Raw genomic sequence first — 14,513 nt, forward strand, 5'->3', positions numbered from 1 at the left:
TGACCGCGCGGGGGAGCGCGGGAGGGGGAGGAAGGCGGCCCGCCTCGCCACTCGTGAGCATCAGCTTTTCGGCCTGGTGAGTGGCAATCCCGATTCTCACCGCGATTGCCACTCACAAGCCCTTCACCACGCGCGCACACCCCTCGCCGTGCGTGAGCGGCAGATAATGACCCGCTCCGGGCACGATCTGCAACGCTCCGTCCTGACACGCAGCCAAAAACCGGCGTTCGCCAAGCCGGAAGTGGTCATGGCGACCGTTCAGCAGCAGTACCCTCCCCGGGTACCGGGCAAGGTCGGCGAGCGGATCCATCCCGGCGGCCGCCTCCATCACGTCGGGGATGACTTCGGAAGCGATTCCCGCGGCGATGACCGGCTCGGCGACTTCCGCGGGAAGAACCCGGCGGAGCAGCCACGCACTGAAGGAAGCGCCGTCGTCAGCGGTCGTCGCCAGCCCGCGGTGCGCGAACCGGAATCCGCCGCGCAGCGCCGAACTGGGCACGAGCGAACATCCGGCCCCCACCAGGGAAACGACCCGCTCCGGATGCCGGGCCGCGGCGGCGATCGAGACGTAGCCGCCGAGCGAATGCCCCACCAGAACCGCGCGGCCGCCGACCTCGTCGACGGCCGCGGCGACCGCTCCGACCGCGCCGTCGAGCGTGAACTTCTCCCCGCGCCGCGCGCCGTGTCCAGGCAGGTCCGGCGCGGCGACTCGACCGCGGGCCAGGCGTTTCTGCTGCTGCCAGCACGCCCCGGACAACCGGATGCCGTGCACGAAAACCACCGGGAGCACGTCCCCACCTTCCCGTCGAAATGCAACGGACCGTTGCATTCCACCGGTGTATCAAATGCAACGCACCGTTGCAAATCCGGTTAGGATCGGGCCATGGACCGGACCGCCTCCCGCCCGCGCAAGGCGGACGCCATCTTCTCCGCGACCCTCGCGCTGCTGGCCGAACGCGGTTACGACGCACTGACGGTCGAAGCGGTCGCCGCACGAGCCGGGGTGCACAAAACGACGATCTACCGCACGTGGGCGACCAAGGACGAGGTCCTCGCCGACGCGCTCGTACAGGCCCCGGAACTCGCCTTCGCGATTCCCGACACCGGTTCCCTGCGCGGCGATCTCCTCGAACTGGCGAAGCAGATCCACCGCCTGCTGTCCGATCCGGCGAACCGGCGCGTCATCACGGCCGTCGTCTCCGCGCTCCCGGACCGGCCCGCCACCGCCGAGGCCGCCGGACGGTTCTTCGCCGACCGCCTCGGCCGCGAGCAGGCCGTCTTCGACCGCGCTCTCGACCGAGGCGAACTCGCCGGCGACGCGGATTCGGAGATGATCATGGATTTGCTGGGCGGGAACCTCTGGTTCCACACCCTGATCCGGGCGAAATCCGCCGACGACGCCTATCTCGAACGACTTGTCGACACCGTGCTCACCGGGGTGTCGTGAGGTCAGTACGGCCGGTCCCCGACGATCGCGACGCGCTCGGCGATCCGGACGTGCGGGTGGTAGTCGTTGACCGCGTAGTGCTGGGTCGCGCGGTTGTCCCAGAACGCCACCGAATCCGGCTCCCAGCGGAACCGCACCTGGAACTCCGGCGTGTGTGCCTGGAGGAACAGATACCGCAGCAGCCGGTCGCTTTCAGCGCGGTCGAGTCCGGCGATGTGCGTGGTGAACGCCTGGTTCACGAACAACGTCCGCCGCCCGGTCTCCGGATGGGTCCGCACCACCGGGTGCTCGACCGGCGGGTACGCGTCCTGCCACTGGGCCAGCAGGTCCGGGTCGGTGAACCGGTCGAAGCCGGGGACGAAATCGTGCACCGCGGTGAGGCCGTCGATCCGCTCGCGGACGTCGGCGGGGAGGTTGTCGTAGGCGGCGGCCATGTCGGCCCACATCGTGTCGCCGCCGATCGGCGGGACCTCGACCAGCCGCAGCACCGATCCGAGCGCCGGATTCGGCCGCCAGGTGACGTCGGTGTGCCAGATGTTCTCGTACCCGGGCATCCCGGCGGTGCGGGTGAACCGCACGACCTGATCGGAATCTCCCCGCGCGATGAACGGGTTGGTTTCCAGCTCGCCCCAGTTCGCGGCGAACGCCCGCTGCTGCTCCGAAGTGATGTGCTGGTCGCGGAAGAACAGCACCTTCCACTCCAGCAACGCGCGGTTCAAGTCGGCGCGCAGCCGCGGCGACACCGGCGCGCCGAGGTCCACTCCGGAGATCTCCGCGCCGATCACCCGTCCGAGCGGGCGCAAGGTGAAAAGCTCGTAGGGACGTTCTTCAACGCCGTCCGGAAGGCGGCGCAGCACGCGCGGTCCTTCGAGGATCCCGTCGTCCGGAGTGACGGACGAGCGCAGGCGGGCAGGCAGGTCTACAGACATGGCGGTACTCCCGGAAGAATAGGTGAATTCGACTGTGGCAGCGGAAAAACACCTAAGCGGGAGGAGAGCCGAGACGACCGCGACGCCTCAGGAGAGCGGCTACGCCCTCGCCGTCCGACCGCGCCGGGGCACGGCCGGCTTGCGGCACTACCCGGTTCTCTGGCATGACTCCAATTCTGGCCGGGCGAGGATCCGCCGGTCAAGGATCCCCACGATGTGGAATCGTCGCACGCCCGGCCGAGTGACCCGGGCGGCCTCGATGGGGTTAGATCTCTCCAGAGAGTGGCGGGCCGCGGTTCGCGCTCTCCCGGAAGCGGAGGTCCCCATGGCAGGTTCGACGAGCGAGCGGCTCAACGCCGCCGCGGACGCGCTCGATCGAGCGGCTGCCGACGCGGACCGTGCGGCGGGCCGGTTCGCCGAAGCCCGTCTCGAATCGACGCCGTGGGGCATTTCCGCGCCCGCGCGGGAAATCGCCGCCCGCTGGGAGGCCGCGCTCGCCGCGCGGGACGTCGACGCGCGCCTCCTCGGCGACGCGACGTCCGACCTCGCCGGCCAGCTGCGGATGGCCGCCCGCGGCCACCACCACCGCCCGACGATCGCGACGGCGCTGCTGAGTTGATGCCGTTCCTCCACCCGGCGCTGGACAACGCGGCCGCCGGGCTTGCTTCCTTGGGCGCCGCGGCCGCCGCGATCGGCGCCCCGGACCCGGTCGCGGCGTTGCGGCAGATCGACTGCTCCCCGCAAACGATCCGCGAATCCGCGCGCACGCTGTCGGGCGGCCGCGACGTGCTGGTGATGGCACGGCTGGAGTTCGAACGCGGGGCGCACAGCGCGGAACGCAAATGGGGCGGCGAACCGGCCGCGCACTTCCGGGGCAGCGCGGACGAACTGGACGCGCACTACCGGCAGGCCGCCGAAGCCGCCGCGCGGACAGCGTCGGTCGGCCTGGATCTGGCGGACTTGCTTGACCGGCTGGCAGATCAGACCGCGGCGCGGGTCATGCTGATCGCCGAAGGAGTGTCTCCGGCGGCTGTCGCGCTGCTGGCGGGCGACCGCTCCGCGGAGCCAGCGGTGCGGGAGGCGTGCGGGACCATCGCGGAAGCAGTCACTCGCGGCGTCGCAACCATAGGGGAGGCAACGACTTTCCTCGACGCCTTCGGCACACCGGTGTTGCAGGAGGAGAACTAACGGGTCGCGATCACGAATCCGCCACGCGTGCGGTCCAGCGGCTCGCGTCCGTATCGGACGGAAAGTTCAGCCACCGTAACGGTTTCCGGTCGCCAGCCGTGCTTGGCGAGCCACTCCGGAGCGTCTCCCGAGAGACCGCCGTGCCAGAGCGCCGCCACCTCGCTGCCGAATTGACGCGCTCGCTCCAGCAGCCCGTCCTGGTCGCCGTCCGGCCGATGCTCGAACGAAACCCGGCTGCCCGGCGCGGACAACTCGGTAACGGCGGTGAGCATCCGCTCGGCCTCGTCCCGGCTGAGATAGACGAGCAGCCCCTCGGCGAGCCAGACGGTCGGCTGAGCCGGGTCGAATCCCTCGTTTTTCACCGCGGCGACCCAGTCGTCGCGCAGATCCACCGGAACCGGCGTGCGCTCGCATCGGGGCCGCGCACCTTTTTCGGACAGCACCGTTTCCTTGAACGCGAGCACGTCCGGCAGGTCGACCTCGAACACGCGCGCACCGTCGGGCCAGTCCAGCCGGAACGCACGAGCGTCGAGACCGGCCGCGAGAAGCACCGTCTGGGTCCCGCCGGAGACGAAGTCGTCGAAGAACCGGGTGCGGATCGCGACCTGGTGCGCGAACACCATCCCGAGCCGGTGGTCGCGCTCCTGGCCTTCGAAGATCGCGCGCCCGGCATGGAAGAACGCGCCCGCGTACGGATCCTCGAACAGCCGATCCGCACGCCCGCTCTCCAACGCCCGAAGCCCAGCCACCCCAACCGCGGTCTTGCCGACCGGCGGAAGCTCTTCGCTCATGAGCCCACGCTACTTCGGCATCACCGCTTTGACGGCCTCGACCAGCTGCCGCACCTTCTTCTTGCCGGACGAACTGGAGTAAAAGGTGCACAGATCGGCCTTGTCGCCGCCCGAGGCTGGGTTCTCGATCACCGCGGTCGACGCCCCGGACTGAACGCGCCGGGTTCGGTGTTGCTGACCTTGCTGACTGTAAAGCTGTGTCTCTTGTCCGCCGAAGACTCAAACGAACAAACCCCACCAGACGTGCCCGCGAAATTGGCTCACGATGCCCACGCGCCCCTCCACACCCAAGGCGACCCAAGCCTCAGGGGGTCCGGGGGGCGAAGCCCCTCCGGGCGGGGCCTGGGGGTTGCACCCCCAGAAACACGGCGGGCGAGTCACGCCGACGCTTTCCGTCGGCATGACTCGCCCACTCGCACGCGGTGGCGGTGGGATTTGAACCCACGGACGGGATCAACCGTCACACGATTTCGAGTCGTGCTCCTTCGGCCGCTCGGACACGCCACCGCCGAGAACAATACCGGACCCCCTTCGCGGCTTGCGGCGGGGGCTACTCGGCCCCCAGCCGCCGATCCGCGAAGTACGCCTCAAGCAGGGCGGCGCAGTCGCTTTCGAGCACTCCGCCGTGGACTTCCGGCCGGTGGTTGAGACGGCGGTCGCGCACGACGTCCCACAGCGACGCCACCGCGCCCGTCTTGGGCTCCCAAGCCCCGAACACCAATCGCGCCACCCGAGCGAGCACGAGCGCGCCAGCGCACATCGTGCAGGGCTCCAGCGTGACCGCGAGCGTGCAGCCTTCCAGTCGCCAGCCGTCGCCGAACTCACGAGCCGCCGCGCGCAGCGCCAGGATCTCCGCGTGCGCGGTCGGGTCGCCCAGCTCGACGCGCGCGTTGCGCGCCGCGGCCAGGGGACGCCCGTCGGGGTCGAAGACGACCGCGCCGATGGGCACGTCGGCACCAGGGGCGCGGGCCGCGTCCAGCGCGGCTCGCACGGCCTCGGTGTCGTCCGGCCGTCTCAGAGCTGGTCCAGCAGTTTCGAGAACTCGGCCTCGAAGCCGCACCGCTGGGCGATCATCTGGAGCTGCTCGTCCGGGTAGAGGTCGACCTCGCCGACGATCACCTCCAGTTCGCCGCCGGGCAGGCCGAGATCGGCCAGGATTTCGAGGTCGCCCTCGGGCCAGACGGCGTCGTCGTCCTCGTCGGGCGGGTCGACCCGCAGGACGTCGAGGACGTCGGCCGCGATGTCGTAGTCGAGCGCCGCGGCGGCGTCCGACAGCAGCAGCGACGGACCCCTCGGGCTCGGCCGGACGATCACGAAGAACTCGTCGTCGACGGCCAGCAGGCCGAACGCCGCTCCGGTCGACCGGAGCTTGCCCAGCTCGGTGATCGCCGCATCCAGTTCTGTGAGCGCCGAGGAATCGAGCGCACTGCACCGCCACCGACCGTCTTCACGGACCACAGCTATCGCGAAGCCCGTGACCGGCTCTTGCACCGCCATGCGCACACCGTATTCCGCCTCGCTGGCGAACGCACGCACGGTGCGCCGGAAGCGTGCGAGGTGCCACTATCGAGCCATGACCGGACCCACCGACCTCCCCACCCTGCCTGGCAACCGGCACGCCGGGCTGCTCGACGCCGCGCGGCAGCTGCAGGACCGCACTGTCGAGCTCCGCCGCGCTGTGCACCGGCATCCCGAACAGGGCTTACAGTTGCCGCGCACCCAGGCGGCGATCCGCGCCGCACTGGCCGACCTGCCGATCGAACTCACCGACGGCCGCTCCACGACGTCGCTCACCGGCGTGCTGCGCGGCGCCCGTCCGGGCCCGGCCGTGCTGCTGCGGGCGGACATGGACGCGCTGCCGCTGACCGAGGACACCGGCCTGGAGTTCTCGTCCGAGATCGACGGTTCGATGCACGCCTGCGGACACGACACGCACGTCGCGATGCTCGCCTCCGCGGCGCGGCTGCTGTCCGAGCGGGTCGACGACCTGGCGGGCTCGGTCGTGTTCATGTTCCAGCCGGGCGAGGAGGGCCTCCACGGCGCGCGGCACATGATCCACGAGGGAGTGCTGGACGCGGCAGGCACGCGCGTCACGCGAGCCTTCGGCCTGCACACGATCGCCAACAGCCCGAGCGGCGTCCTGCAAGTGCGCGGCGGGCCGATGATGGCGTCGGCCGACACGTTCAGTGTCGAGGTCACCGGCCGCGGCGGCCACGGTTCCGCCCCGCACGACGCCATCGACCCCGTCCCCGCCGCGGCGGCGATGGTCAGCGCACTCCAGACGATGGTGACGCGCCGGATCAGCGTCTTCGAGCCGGCGGTGGTCTCGGTGACCCGCGTCCAGGCCGGAACGACGACGAACATCATCCCCGAGACGGCGGTGCTCGAGGGGACCATTCGCACCCTGTCGGAGTCGACGCGTTCCTTCGTCCGCGAGGAGCTGCCGAAGGTGTGCGAGGCAGTCGGAGCGGCCCACGGCTGTCGCGTGTCGGCCGGCGTGGACCCTGGCTACCCGACGACGGTCAACGACCCGGCGGTGGCGGCCGAGGTGTTGTCGCTGGGCGCCGAGGTGCTGGGCGCGGACAACGTCGAGGAGCTGGCCACGCCGATCATGGGTGCGGAGGACTTCTCGTATGTGCTGCAACGGATTCCGGGCACATTCGCGTTCATCGGCGCCCGTGAGCCGGGAGCGGACCCGGCGACCACCGAGGACAACCACTCGAACCGGGTGAAGTTCCACGAACCGGCGATGGCCGCTGGGGTGGCCATGTACACGGCGTTCGCGTTGGACGCCTTGCGCTGAGGGCTCGGCACGTCCCTTTCGCCGGGGCGTGCCGGCTCACCCGGCTTGCGCGAGGAAGACGAACTCGCGGTCCGGGCGGTCGGGGGCTTGCCGGACGTCCAGGACCCGGTAGCCCTTCCTGCGCAGGCTCGTCTCCACCTCGTCCTGGCTGCGGAATCGGAGGGTCGAGTCCGAGGTGAGGACGCTGCCGTCGGCCAGGAACGTGTACGTGCTGCGGAATGAGGCGAGCGGCAGCCGGACTTCGGTGACCTCGACTCGCTGCTCCACCGCCCCGATACCCGGCACTTCGCGAGTGTGCGGCGGCACGTCCCAGGTCTCCCACGCGCGGTAATCCGGCCGGCGGGTCTCGAACACCAGATATCCGCCGGGTCGCAGCGCCGTCCGGATTCCGCGGAGTGTCGCGGCCCAGTCGTCGTCGGTCAGGAATACCTGCGCGACGTTTCCGGTCATCACCGCGAGATCCGCGTCCAGCGGGGGCAGGGTCGTCGCGTCTCCGTGCCGCCAATCGACCCCGGGGTCCTTCGCTCGCGCGATGTCGAGCGAAGCCGCGGCCGGATCGACACCGATGACGGTGCGCCCGGTTTCGGCGAGCAGGACTGCCAGGCAGCCGGTCCCGCAGCCGACGTCCAGCACCCGGCGAGCCGCCAGCTCGTCGGCGATCCGGACGTAGGCGGGCAGGTCAACCCGGTCGCCATCGAACGCGTCGTAGATCGGCGCGAGGCGGGGATGGGCGAACAACGCGTCGGGCATCTGTCCACGGTACCCAGTTTTGCCAGGTCGGACCGCCCTTCGGAGCCTGCCTAGGACGCATATCCCAAAGATCAGGACGATCGTCCTGGCTGCCCTCGTGTTACCCTTCGGCTGTCGAGACATCATATATCAGATCGGATCTGCTCGTGGCGTTCGAGAAACAGCGACAGCGGCTCGCCGGCGTGGTGGGGATCCCGGTGACCCCCTTCACCGCGGCCGGGGACGTGGACGCCGAGACGTACGGGCGGCTCGTCGAACGGCTTGTGCTGAGCGGCGTCGAGGTCGTCACGCCGAACGGCAACACCGGCGAGTTCTACGCGCTCGAAGAGCAAGAAACGCGACAGTGTCTCGAAGTCACCACGAAGGCCGCGCGGGAGGCGAGCGTCCTCGCAGGTGTCGGCCATGATGTGCGTACAGCCGTGAAGGCCGCGAAGCACGCGCGCGCTTCCGGAGCGGACATGGTGATGATCCATCAGCCCGCGCACCCGTACGTATCGCGCGCGGGTTGGATCGACTACCACCGCGCTATCGCGAACGAAGTGCCCGAACTCGGGGTTGTCCTGTACGTGCGCAACCCCGCCATCGAGGGTGCGGACCTGGCACATCTCGCCGAAGTCGCACCGAACGTGCTCGGCGTGAAGTACGCGGTGCCGGATCCGGTGCGCTTCCGCACCGTCGCGCGCGACGCGGGGTACGAGCGCTTCGTGTGGATCGCCGGTCTCGCCGAACTGTCCGCCCCCGGGTACTTCGCAGTCGGTGCGACGGGCTTCACCTCCGGCCTGGTGAACGTCGCGCCGCAGATCTCGCTCGACCTGTTCCGCCGTCTCCGCAACCGCGACTTCGACGGCGCGATGGAAGTCTGGGACCGCATCCGCCCGTTCGAAGAGATGCGCGCCGCGCACGGGAACGCCAACAACGTCAGCGTGGTCAAGGACGCCCTCTCCCAGCTCGGCCTGTGCCGCCCCGACGTGCGGCCGCCGAGCAGGTTGCTAACTGCCGCCGAACGGGACCAGCTGTTCGAAATCCTCTCCTCATGGGGGCTTTCGTAACGCCTCACGCGAGCGCTGGCGGGAGGTTGAAGGCCGGACGTACCGAGTTCAGTTCCGCTCCCATATGCCCGCCAGCGCCGGGAGCGTGACTGCAACGCACGCCTTCGCGCAACAGTTCAGCGAAGACCGCTTCATCGTGCTCGACGAACGCCTTCACGTACTTCGCGATGTCAGGACGCAACGCGAGGCCGAAGTCGTGCGCAACCGGCAGATCGAGCGTCGGGTGTGCTTCGAGGTGGTCGAGGCACGCCTTGGTCGCGATCCGGTACAGCGCGGCCCGCGTATGTCGAACGGCCGCGCTACGGCCGCAGCAGAGTCCCCTGGACCAGGTCCTCCGCCTCGCCGAACGAGCCCGGCATCCGGCAACAGTGCACCCGCGGCTCGTGCCGGTACGACTCGGGTCGGTCTCGCCCGCGATAAGTCGGCCGGTCCCCGGAAAACTCGGCAAAGCCCAGCTCAACCAGGGTGTGGCGGAGGTTACTCGCGCGTTAAGAACGCGTCAGCACGACCGCCGGGACCGTCAGGGGCCCGTTTTCGGGACGTTCCGGTCCGGGGTCGGCGCAGTGTGCTGGCGATGTTCGCCGCGATCGACATCGACCGGAGGTAACCGTGACGCTCAGCGAGCTGCTCCCGAGTCTCGGCTGCGAGGCCGCAGACCATCTAGAACCGGGACTCTGGCCGCAAGGCACAAAGCTCGGTGAAGGCGGCGAGCTGCTCTTCGCCGGCGCGCCGGTCAGCCACCTGGCCGCGCGCTTCGGTACGCCCGCCTACCTCATCGACGAGGAACAGGTACGCGAAACGGCCCGCGCATACCGCCGTGCGCTGCCTGAAGCCGACGTCGCCTTCGCGAGCAAGGCGCTCTGTACGCGAGCAGTGTTGCGTTGGGTCGCTGAAGAAGGACTGTCGCTCGACACGTGCTCCGCCGGAGAGATCGCTGTCGCGCGCGCTGTCGGCTTTCCCGCAGAGCGCATTCTGTTGCACGGCAACGCGAAGACTCCTGAAGATCTGAAATCCGCGCTGCAGTACGGCGTCGGCCGCATCGTCCTCGACTCCCTCGACGAAATCGAACAACTCGGCGCGCTCGCACACGGCGCACAACGCGTCCTCATCCGTGTCACGCCTGGCGTCAGCGGCGACACGCACGCTGCGATCACGACCGGTACAGAAGGACAGAAGTTCGGCTTCTCGCTACGCCCCGACGTACGCGACAACGTCGACCGCGCTGTCGCAGCGGTGCTTTCGCAGCCAAGCCTGCAACTGACCGGACTGCACTGCCACATCGGCTCGCAAGTGTCCCGTGTGGACCGCTACGAGGAAGCCGCGCGACGGATGGTCGAAGTGCTCGTCCGCGTCCGCGACCAATACGGAATCACGTTGCGCGACTTGGATCTCGGCGGCGGCCACGCGGTTCCGTACGCCGACCGTGAAGCGTCCTTCGACCTCGACGGGTACGCCCGCCGCCTCCGCGTCGCACTGAGCTACGAGTGCTCGGCACACGACTTCCCCTTGCCACGCCTGACAATCGAACCCGGCCGCGCGATCGTCGGACCGGCTGGAATCACGGTTTACCGCGTGTGCGCTGTGAAACGCGGCGCGCGCACCTTCGTCGCTGTCGACGGCGGCATGAGTGACAACCCGCGCCCCGCGCTGTACGGCGCGCGCTACACCGCGCGGCTCGTCGGCCGTCGCACGAAGGCCGCGCGTACGCCGATGACGGTGGTCGGACGACACTGCGAGTCCGGCGACGTACTGGCGGACGTCTGCTTGCCCGACGACATCCACCTTGGCGATCTGTTGGCCGTACCGTGCACCGGCGCGTACCACCACTCGCTGGCGTCGAACTACAACCTCGTCGGCCGCCCACCGCTGGTCGGCGTCCGCGACGGGCACGCGACGCTCCTCGTACGCCGCGAAACCGAAGAAGACCTGCTTCGCCGCTGCTAGCTTTCGATGGTCTGACCGTCGCGGGCAACGGCGCCGCGCGTCAGCCGTCGCCCGGCGAAGAAGTCACGGCAGGCGCGTTGCACGGCGAACATCAACGGAAAGCCCACGAGGATCGCCACGACACCGATCACCGCGACGCCGCCGATGCCGAACACAGTGGTCTCTCCGGCGTCAGGCTTCGCGTACGCGATCGCCGCGAGCACCAGTACCGCCAGGAAGAACACGCCGCCCACGAAGGGCAGCAAGCCGCGAAGCAAGAAATTGCGCACGCTCGACAACAGCGTCCGGCGAAACACCCACACGCACGCAAGCGCCGTCACCGTGAACTCGATCGCGATCGTGAGCCCGACCGCGTCGACCGAATCCGCGAGCACGTTCCGGCTCCACAACGCCAGCAGCACGTACAAGGCGAGCGACACCAGCCCGAACGCCCAGGTGGTCACCGACGGCGTCTGGTACTTCGGATGCACGCGGCCGAACACCTTGGGCAGCGCGCCGTGGCTGGCCATCGACAACGTGGTGCGCGCGGCGGGCATGATCGTCGCCTGGCTCGTGGCCGCGCCACTGGTCAGCACCGACACGATCAGCAGCACTCCCATGACCTTGCCGAACCCGGACGTCCCGAACACCGCGCCACCCAGACCGGCGAGCACGTCCTCGGCGTTCGCCTCGTTGGCCAGCCCGATCCCGTGCTCGCCGACGCCTGCGAAGGCCAGCGACGCGACGGTCACCAGCAGGTAGTTGAGCACTAGCAGCACGGTGGACAGGATCGCCGCCCGGCCCGGCGCGTGCCGCGGGTCAGCCGATTCCTCGTTCACCGAAAGCGAACTCTCCCAGCCCCAGTAGATGAAGACCGCGAGCAGCACCGCCGACACCGCCGTCCCGACGCTCACTCCGCTCGGCCACAGCCAGTCCCACCGCGGTGTGGTCGCTTGCGGGCCCGCAGTGCCGCTGTAGACGCGCGTGAGCGCTACGACGGAAAAGATCACCAGGACGGCGAGTTCGATGCCGAGGAGGATCCACTGCGCCCGCGCGGACACCTCGATGCCTCGATAGCAGAGCCAGCAGAGCGCGAGCAGCCACGCGCATCCGATCGCGGTCGTCACCGCACGGTTGTTCGCGAGGTCGTCTAGACCAAACAGCAGCAGCGTGTACCGGCCGGTCAGCGCGGATTGACTGCTCATCACGAGCACCTGCTCCACCAGGACGACCCAGCCGGTCATCCAGCCGACGCGGCTGCCGAACGCACGGGTGGCCCAGGTGAAGTTGGTGCCGCAATCGGGTTCGGCCGTGTTCAGTTCCCGGAAGGCAAAAGCGACGAACAGCACCGGGACGAACGACAAGACCACGAACGCGGCGGCTTTGAACCCCGTTCCGGCGAGCACGATGAACCCGAGCGTCGCGGCGATCGAATAGGCTGGGGCGGTCGACGACATCCCGATCACCGTCGAGGACACCATGCCCAGCGCGTTCGAACGGAGCCCCTTGGCCGGCACCACGGGCGCGGCGACGGCTTCGGTCATTGGAATATTCCTCCTCGGGATCGGCGGTTCGCGACCGTACCCGCTGTTTGCCGGAGCCAGAACGGGGGCCGTGCGGGAGCGCACATGTCCGCCATCTGGAGAAGAAAACGGGAAAGGGTCTCCTGCTCTCCGGCTCCTGCCTATACGCTGCGCGTCTGACGAATCACATGCCGAAACACAGGGAGGGACGGCATGGGTGACGAAAACCGTACGAAAATCGAGGAACCGCGTGCTCCGAGAGCGCTAGACGGGACCGACCGGACGCTCATCACGCTGTTACAGGAAGACGGCAGGGCGTCGTTCACCGCACTGGCCAAGGCGGTGGGTCTTTCGGAGGGCGCGGTGCGGCAGCGAGTACAACGGCTGCTGCGAGAGGAAATGGTGCAGATAGTCGCCGTGACCTCACCAGAACACGTCGACCTGACCCGAAGGGCGATGGTCGGCATCACGGTGGACGGAGACGCCCGCGAAGTGGCCCAGCAACTGGCCAAGGTCGCCGACGTACACCAGGTGGCACTCTGCTCAGGCCGCTTCGACCTGCTGGCAGAACTGCTCTGCCGCGACGACGACCACCTGCTGTCCGTACTCGGCGACGAGGTACGGCCAATCGCGGGCGTCGTCTCGACGGAGCTGTTCGTGTACCTGAAGCTCGCGAAACAGGACTATTCGTGGGGACGGCTCACCGCCTGATCCGCGGGTTTCAGGGCTGGGTGCAGGGCTGGGTCCGCGGTCGGGTTTCACGGCTGGCCGCAGGGCTGGGTCCGCGGTCGGGTTTCACGACTGGGCGCAGGGCCGGGTCCGCGGTCGGGTTTCACGACTGGGCGCAGGGCCGGGTTGATGGGCTGGCGTGCTCAGGCTGAGTTCTCGGTGGGGTTCTCGGTCTGAGGTGCTGGTTGCACGGCACGGCACGGCCGGACTGAGTGCTTGGCCGGGCCCTTGAGCTGGGCTTGTGGCCTTGGCTCTTGGGCTGGCGTGCCCGGACTGGGTCCTGCGGCGATGTCCTCGGGGCCCACGGGCTCCTCGGACCAGCGCTCCTGGACAGGTTCGACGGGCTCATGGCCCCCGGACCGCTGCTCCCGGCCGGGTGTCCCTGGCCTGGACTAGCTGATCCTCGAGCAGAACCAAGCTGGTTCCGCAGGCGCGGTCCTCGGACCCCGCTCCAGGCTGGTACTCCCGGCCCGGATCGGCTGGTCCTTGGACTGGACCACCTTGGTTCCGCGGCGAGTATCCCCAGCCTCGTCTGACCGAGTCCGGGACTCGCCAAGGCGGGACGGTCCAGGCGCAGAGCACCGGCTCCGGAGTTCCGGTTCCAGCATCAGCGCTGGTCCCGGCGTCGACAGGCCCAGCACGAACACCGGTCTCGACAGCGAGCTCCGACCGAGCCACCCGTCCTGGCGACCGGCAATGGCCGAAACGCCAGTCCGGCACGCTCTACTGCTGGCCCAGCAACGGCGCTGGCCAGCACGAGCTTCCACCCACCCCCGTTCCAGCAACGACGCCGGCGCGGGACACACAGCTCCGACCTGATCCACCGCTCCAGCGACGACGCTGGCGCAGCACACGGTTCCGGCCATTGGCTCCAGCAACGACGCTGGCTGCGCACGGTCCCCGACCCGCCCACTGGCTCAGCAACGACGCTGCCGGACCGGCGGAGCGGGCTTAGCCACCAGTCCCGGCAACGCCGCCGGTACCGGCAGCGGCCCGGCTCGACCACCGGTTCCAGCACCCGTGCTGATCCCCGGCGACGAACTCCAACGCCAGCAGCGCCGGCAACGAGTTCCGACCCCGGCGATCAGCATCCACGCTGAACCCGGCAACGGGCGCACGCCACCGGCATCCGTGCCGACCAGGCAACGGGACTCCGGCCCCAGCGCCGATGCTGGCCCAGGAGTCCCAGCCCAGGCAACGGTCCAGCATCGACGCTGACCCCGCCTTAGGCCGCACACCGAAGTTCCCTGCCCCAGTCCCCGGCGCGGGAACGCTCGCTGCTTCAGGCGCGTCTTCAGCGAGCCCAGTCCCGCTCACCGGCACAGCACCGGCACAGGCGAATTGACCGGATCCAGCACTCGCCTGCACGAATTCGCACCAC

General features: G+C 69.2%; 16 protein-coding genes and 1 tRNA gene. 7 read left to right on the forward strand and 10 right to left on the reverse strand.

All coding sequences use genetic code 11. The features are described from left to right. Positions 1–112: 112 nt before the first annotated feature. Positions 113–790: an alpha/beta fold hydrolase gene (locus A4R44_RS06265; RefSeq protein ID WP_198545182.1), complete on the reverse strand. Its 678-nt coding sequence runs from the start codon at positions 788–790 to the stop codon at positions 113–115. A gap of 93 nt (positions 791–883) precedes the next feature. Here A4R44_RS06265 and A4R44_RS06270 point away from each other — a divergent pair, with 93 nt between their 5' ends. Then, positions 884–1,447: a TetR/AcrR family transcriptional regulator gene (locus A4R44_RS06270; RefSeq protein WP_067577202.1), complete on the forward strand. Its 564-nt coding sequence runs from the start codon at positions 884–886 to the stop codon at positions 1,445–1,447. A gap of 2 nt (positions 1,448–1,449) precedes the next feature. On the opposite strand, the gene A4R44_RS06275 is transcribed toward A4R44_RS06270, so the two are convergent. Continuing rightward, positions 1,450–2,376, reverse strand: coding sequence for a TauD/TfdA family dioxygenase (locus A4R44_RS06275; RefSeq protein WP_067577204.1), 927 nt, complete (start codon positions 2,374–2,376; stop codon positions 1,450–1,452). 325 nt (positions 2,377–2,701) lie between these two features. Between A4R44_RS06275 and A4R44_RS06280 the strand changes: the two genes are divergently transcribed. Both A4R44_RS06280 and A4R44_RS06285 read left to right on the forward strand, forming a co-directional pair. Further along, complete coding sequence (locus A4R44_RS06280; protein WP_198545183.1) at positions 2,702–2,995, forward strand: hypothetical protein; 294 nt, start codon at positions 2,702–2,704, stop codon at positions 2,993–2,995. Then, a complete protein-coding gene (locus tag A4R44_RS06285) occupies positions 2,995–3,564 on the forward strand; it encodes a hypothetical protein (protein ID WP_067577207.1) in 570 nt (189 codons plus the stop codon). The genes A4R44_RS06280 and A4R44_RS06285 overlap by 1 nt, the downstream gene beginning before the upstream one ends. On the opposite strand, the gene A4R44_RS06290 is transcribed toward A4R44_RS06285, so the two are convergent. The 5 genes from A4R44_RS06290 to A4R44_RS06305 form a co-directional block, all read right to left on the reverse strand. Next, positions 3,561–4,355, reverse strand: coding sequence for an SAM-dependent methyltransferase (locus tag A4R44_RS06290; RefSeq protein WP_067577210.1), 795 nt, complete (start codon positions 4,353–4,355; stop codon positions 3,561–3,563). The genes A4R44_RS06285 and A4R44_RS06290 overlap by 4 nt on opposite strands. 9 nt (positions 4,356–4,364) lie before the next feature. Next, a complete protein-coding gene (locus A4R44_RS51675) occupies positions 4,365–4,487 on the reverse strand; it encodes a hypothetical protein (protein ID WP_255366057.1) in 123 nt (40 codons plus the stop codon). 288 nt (positions 4,488–4,775) lie between these two features. Then, positions 4,776–4,862 (reverse strand) — tRNA-Ser (locus A4R44_RS06295). A gap of 43 nt (positions 4,863–4,905) precedes the next feature. Then, entirely contained in the window at positions 4,906–5,346 is a 441-nt protein-coding gene (locus A4R44_RS06300) for a nucleoside deaminase (RefSeq protein ID WP_067577212.1), read from the reverse strand. 23 nt (positions 5,347–5,369) lie between these two features. Beyond that, a complete protein-coding gene (locus A4R44_RS06305) occupies positions 5,370–5,852 on the reverse strand; it encodes a tRNA adenosine deaminase-associated protein (RefSeq protein WP_037354362.1) in 483 nt (160 codons plus the stop codon). Positions 5,853–5,928: 76 nt separating this feature from the next. Here A4R44_RS06305 and A4R44_RS06310 point away from each other — a divergent pair, with 76 nt between their 5' ends. Further along, positions 5,929–7,158 (forward strand): M20 family metallopeptidase, encoded by a 1,230-nt coding sequence (locus A4R44_RS06310; protein WP_067577214.1) that lies wholly within the window; start codon positions 5,929–5,931, stop codon positions 7,156–7,158. A 36-nt stretch (positions 7,159–7,194) separates the two neighbouring features. On the opposite strand, the gene A4R44_RS06315 is transcribed toward A4R44_RS06310, so the two are convergent. Beyond that, entirely contained in the window at positions 7,195–7,908 is a 714-nt protein-coding gene (locus A4R44_RS06315) for a class I SAM-dependent methyltransferase (protein ID WP_067577216.1), read from the reverse strand. Between the two features lie 146 nt (positions 7,909–8,054). Between A4R44_RS06315 and A4R44_RS06320 the strand changes: the two genes are divergently transcribed. Then, on the forward strand, positions 8,055–8,957 hold the full coding sequence (locus tag A4R44_RS06320; protein ID WP_067577218.1) for a dihydrodipicolinate synthase family protein: 903 nt from the start codon (positions 8,055–8,057) through the stop codon (positions 8,955–8,957). A gap of 4 nt (positions 8,958–8,961) precedes the next feature. Here the strand turns inward: A4R44_RS06320 and A4R44_RS48820 are convergent, their stop codons facing one another. Further along, positions 8,962–9,114: a hypothetical protein gene (locus tag A4R44_RS48820; protein ID WP_198545184.1), complete on the reverse strand. Its 153-nt coding sequence runs from the start codon at positions 9,112–9,114 to the stop codon at positions 8,962–8,964. A gap of 452 nt (positions 9,115–9,566) precedes the next feature. Between A4R44_RS48820 and lysA the strand changes: the two genes are divergently transcribed. Then, positions 9,567–10,901 (forward strand): diaminopimelate decarboxylase, encoded by a 1,335-nt coding sequence (lysA, locus tag A4R44_RS06325; protein ID WP_067577220.1) that lies wholly within the window; start codon positions 9,567–9,569, stop codon positions 10,899–10,901. Here lysA and A4R44_RS06330 read toward each other — a convergent pair. Then, positions 10,898–12,424, reverse strand: coding sequence for an APC family permease (locus A4R44_RS06330; protein ID WP_067577222.1), 1,527 nt, complete (start codon positions 12,422–12,424; stop codon positions 10,898–10,900). The genes lysA and A4R44_RS06330 overlap by 4 nt on opposite strands. A gap of 192 nt (positions 12,425–12,616) precedes the next feature. Between A4R44_RS06330 and A4R44_RS06335 the strand changes: the two genes are divergently transcribed. Then, on the forward strand, positions 12,617–13,114 hold the full coding sequence (locus A4R44_RS06335) for an Lrp/AsnC family transcriptional regulator (protein WP_009084674.1): 498 nt from the start codon (positions 12,617–12,619) through the stop codon (positions 13,112–13,114). The last annotated feature ends 1,399 nt before the right edge of the window (positions 13,115–14,513 follow it).

It is taken from the genome of Amycolatopsis sp. M39 (assembly GCF_001651785.1).
Taxonomy (GTDB): Bacteria; Actinomycetota; Actinomycetes; order Mycobacteriales; family Pseudonocardiaceae; genus Amycolatopsis; species Amycolatopsis rubida.

Excerpts from the sequence above, each read along its gene's own strand:
- A4R44_RS06270 (WP_067577202.1), top strand. The coding sequence starts at position 884 with ATGGACCGGACCGCCTCCCGCCCGCGCAAGGCGGACGCCATCTTCTCC.
- A4R44_RS06275 (WP_067577204.1), bottom strand. The coding sequence starts at position 2,376 with ATGTCTGTAGACCTGCCTGCCCGCCTGCGCTCGTCCGTCACTCCGGAC.
- A4R44_RS06280 (WP_198545183.1), top strand. The coding sequence starts at position 2,702 with ATGGCAGGTTCGACGAGCGAGCGGCTCAACGCCGCCGCGGACGCGCTC.
- A4R44_RS06285 (WP_067577207.1), top strand. The coding sequence starts at position 2,995 with ATGCCGTTCCTCCACCCGGCGCTGGACAACGCGGCCGCCGGGCTTGCT.
- A4R44_RS06290 (WP_067577210.1), bottom strand. The coding sequence starts at position 4,355 with ATGAGCGAAGAGCTTCCGCCGGTCGGCAAGACCGCGGTTGGGGTGGCT.
- A4R44_RS06305 (WP_037354362.1), bottom strand. The coding sequence starts at position 5,852 with ATGGCGGTGCAAGAGCCGGTCACGGGCTTCGCGATAGCTGTGGTCCGT.
- A4R44_RS06310 (WP_067577214.1), top strand. The coding sequence starts at position 5,929 with ATGACCGGACCCACCGACCTCCCCACCCTGCCTGGCAACCGGCACGCC.
- A4R44_RS06315 (WP_067577216.1), bottom strand. The coding sequence starts at position 7,908 with ATGCCCGACGCGTTGTTCGCCCATCCCCGCCTCGCGCCGATCTACGAC.
- A4R44_RS06330 (WP_067577222.1), bottom strand. The coding sequence starts at position 12,424 with ATGACCGAAGCCGTCGCCGCGCCCGTGGTGCCGGCCAAGGGGCTCCGT.
- A4R44_RS06335 (WP_009084674.1), top strand. The coding sequence starts at position 12,617 with ATGGGTGACGAAAACCGTACGAAAATCGAGGAACCGCGTGCTCCGAGA.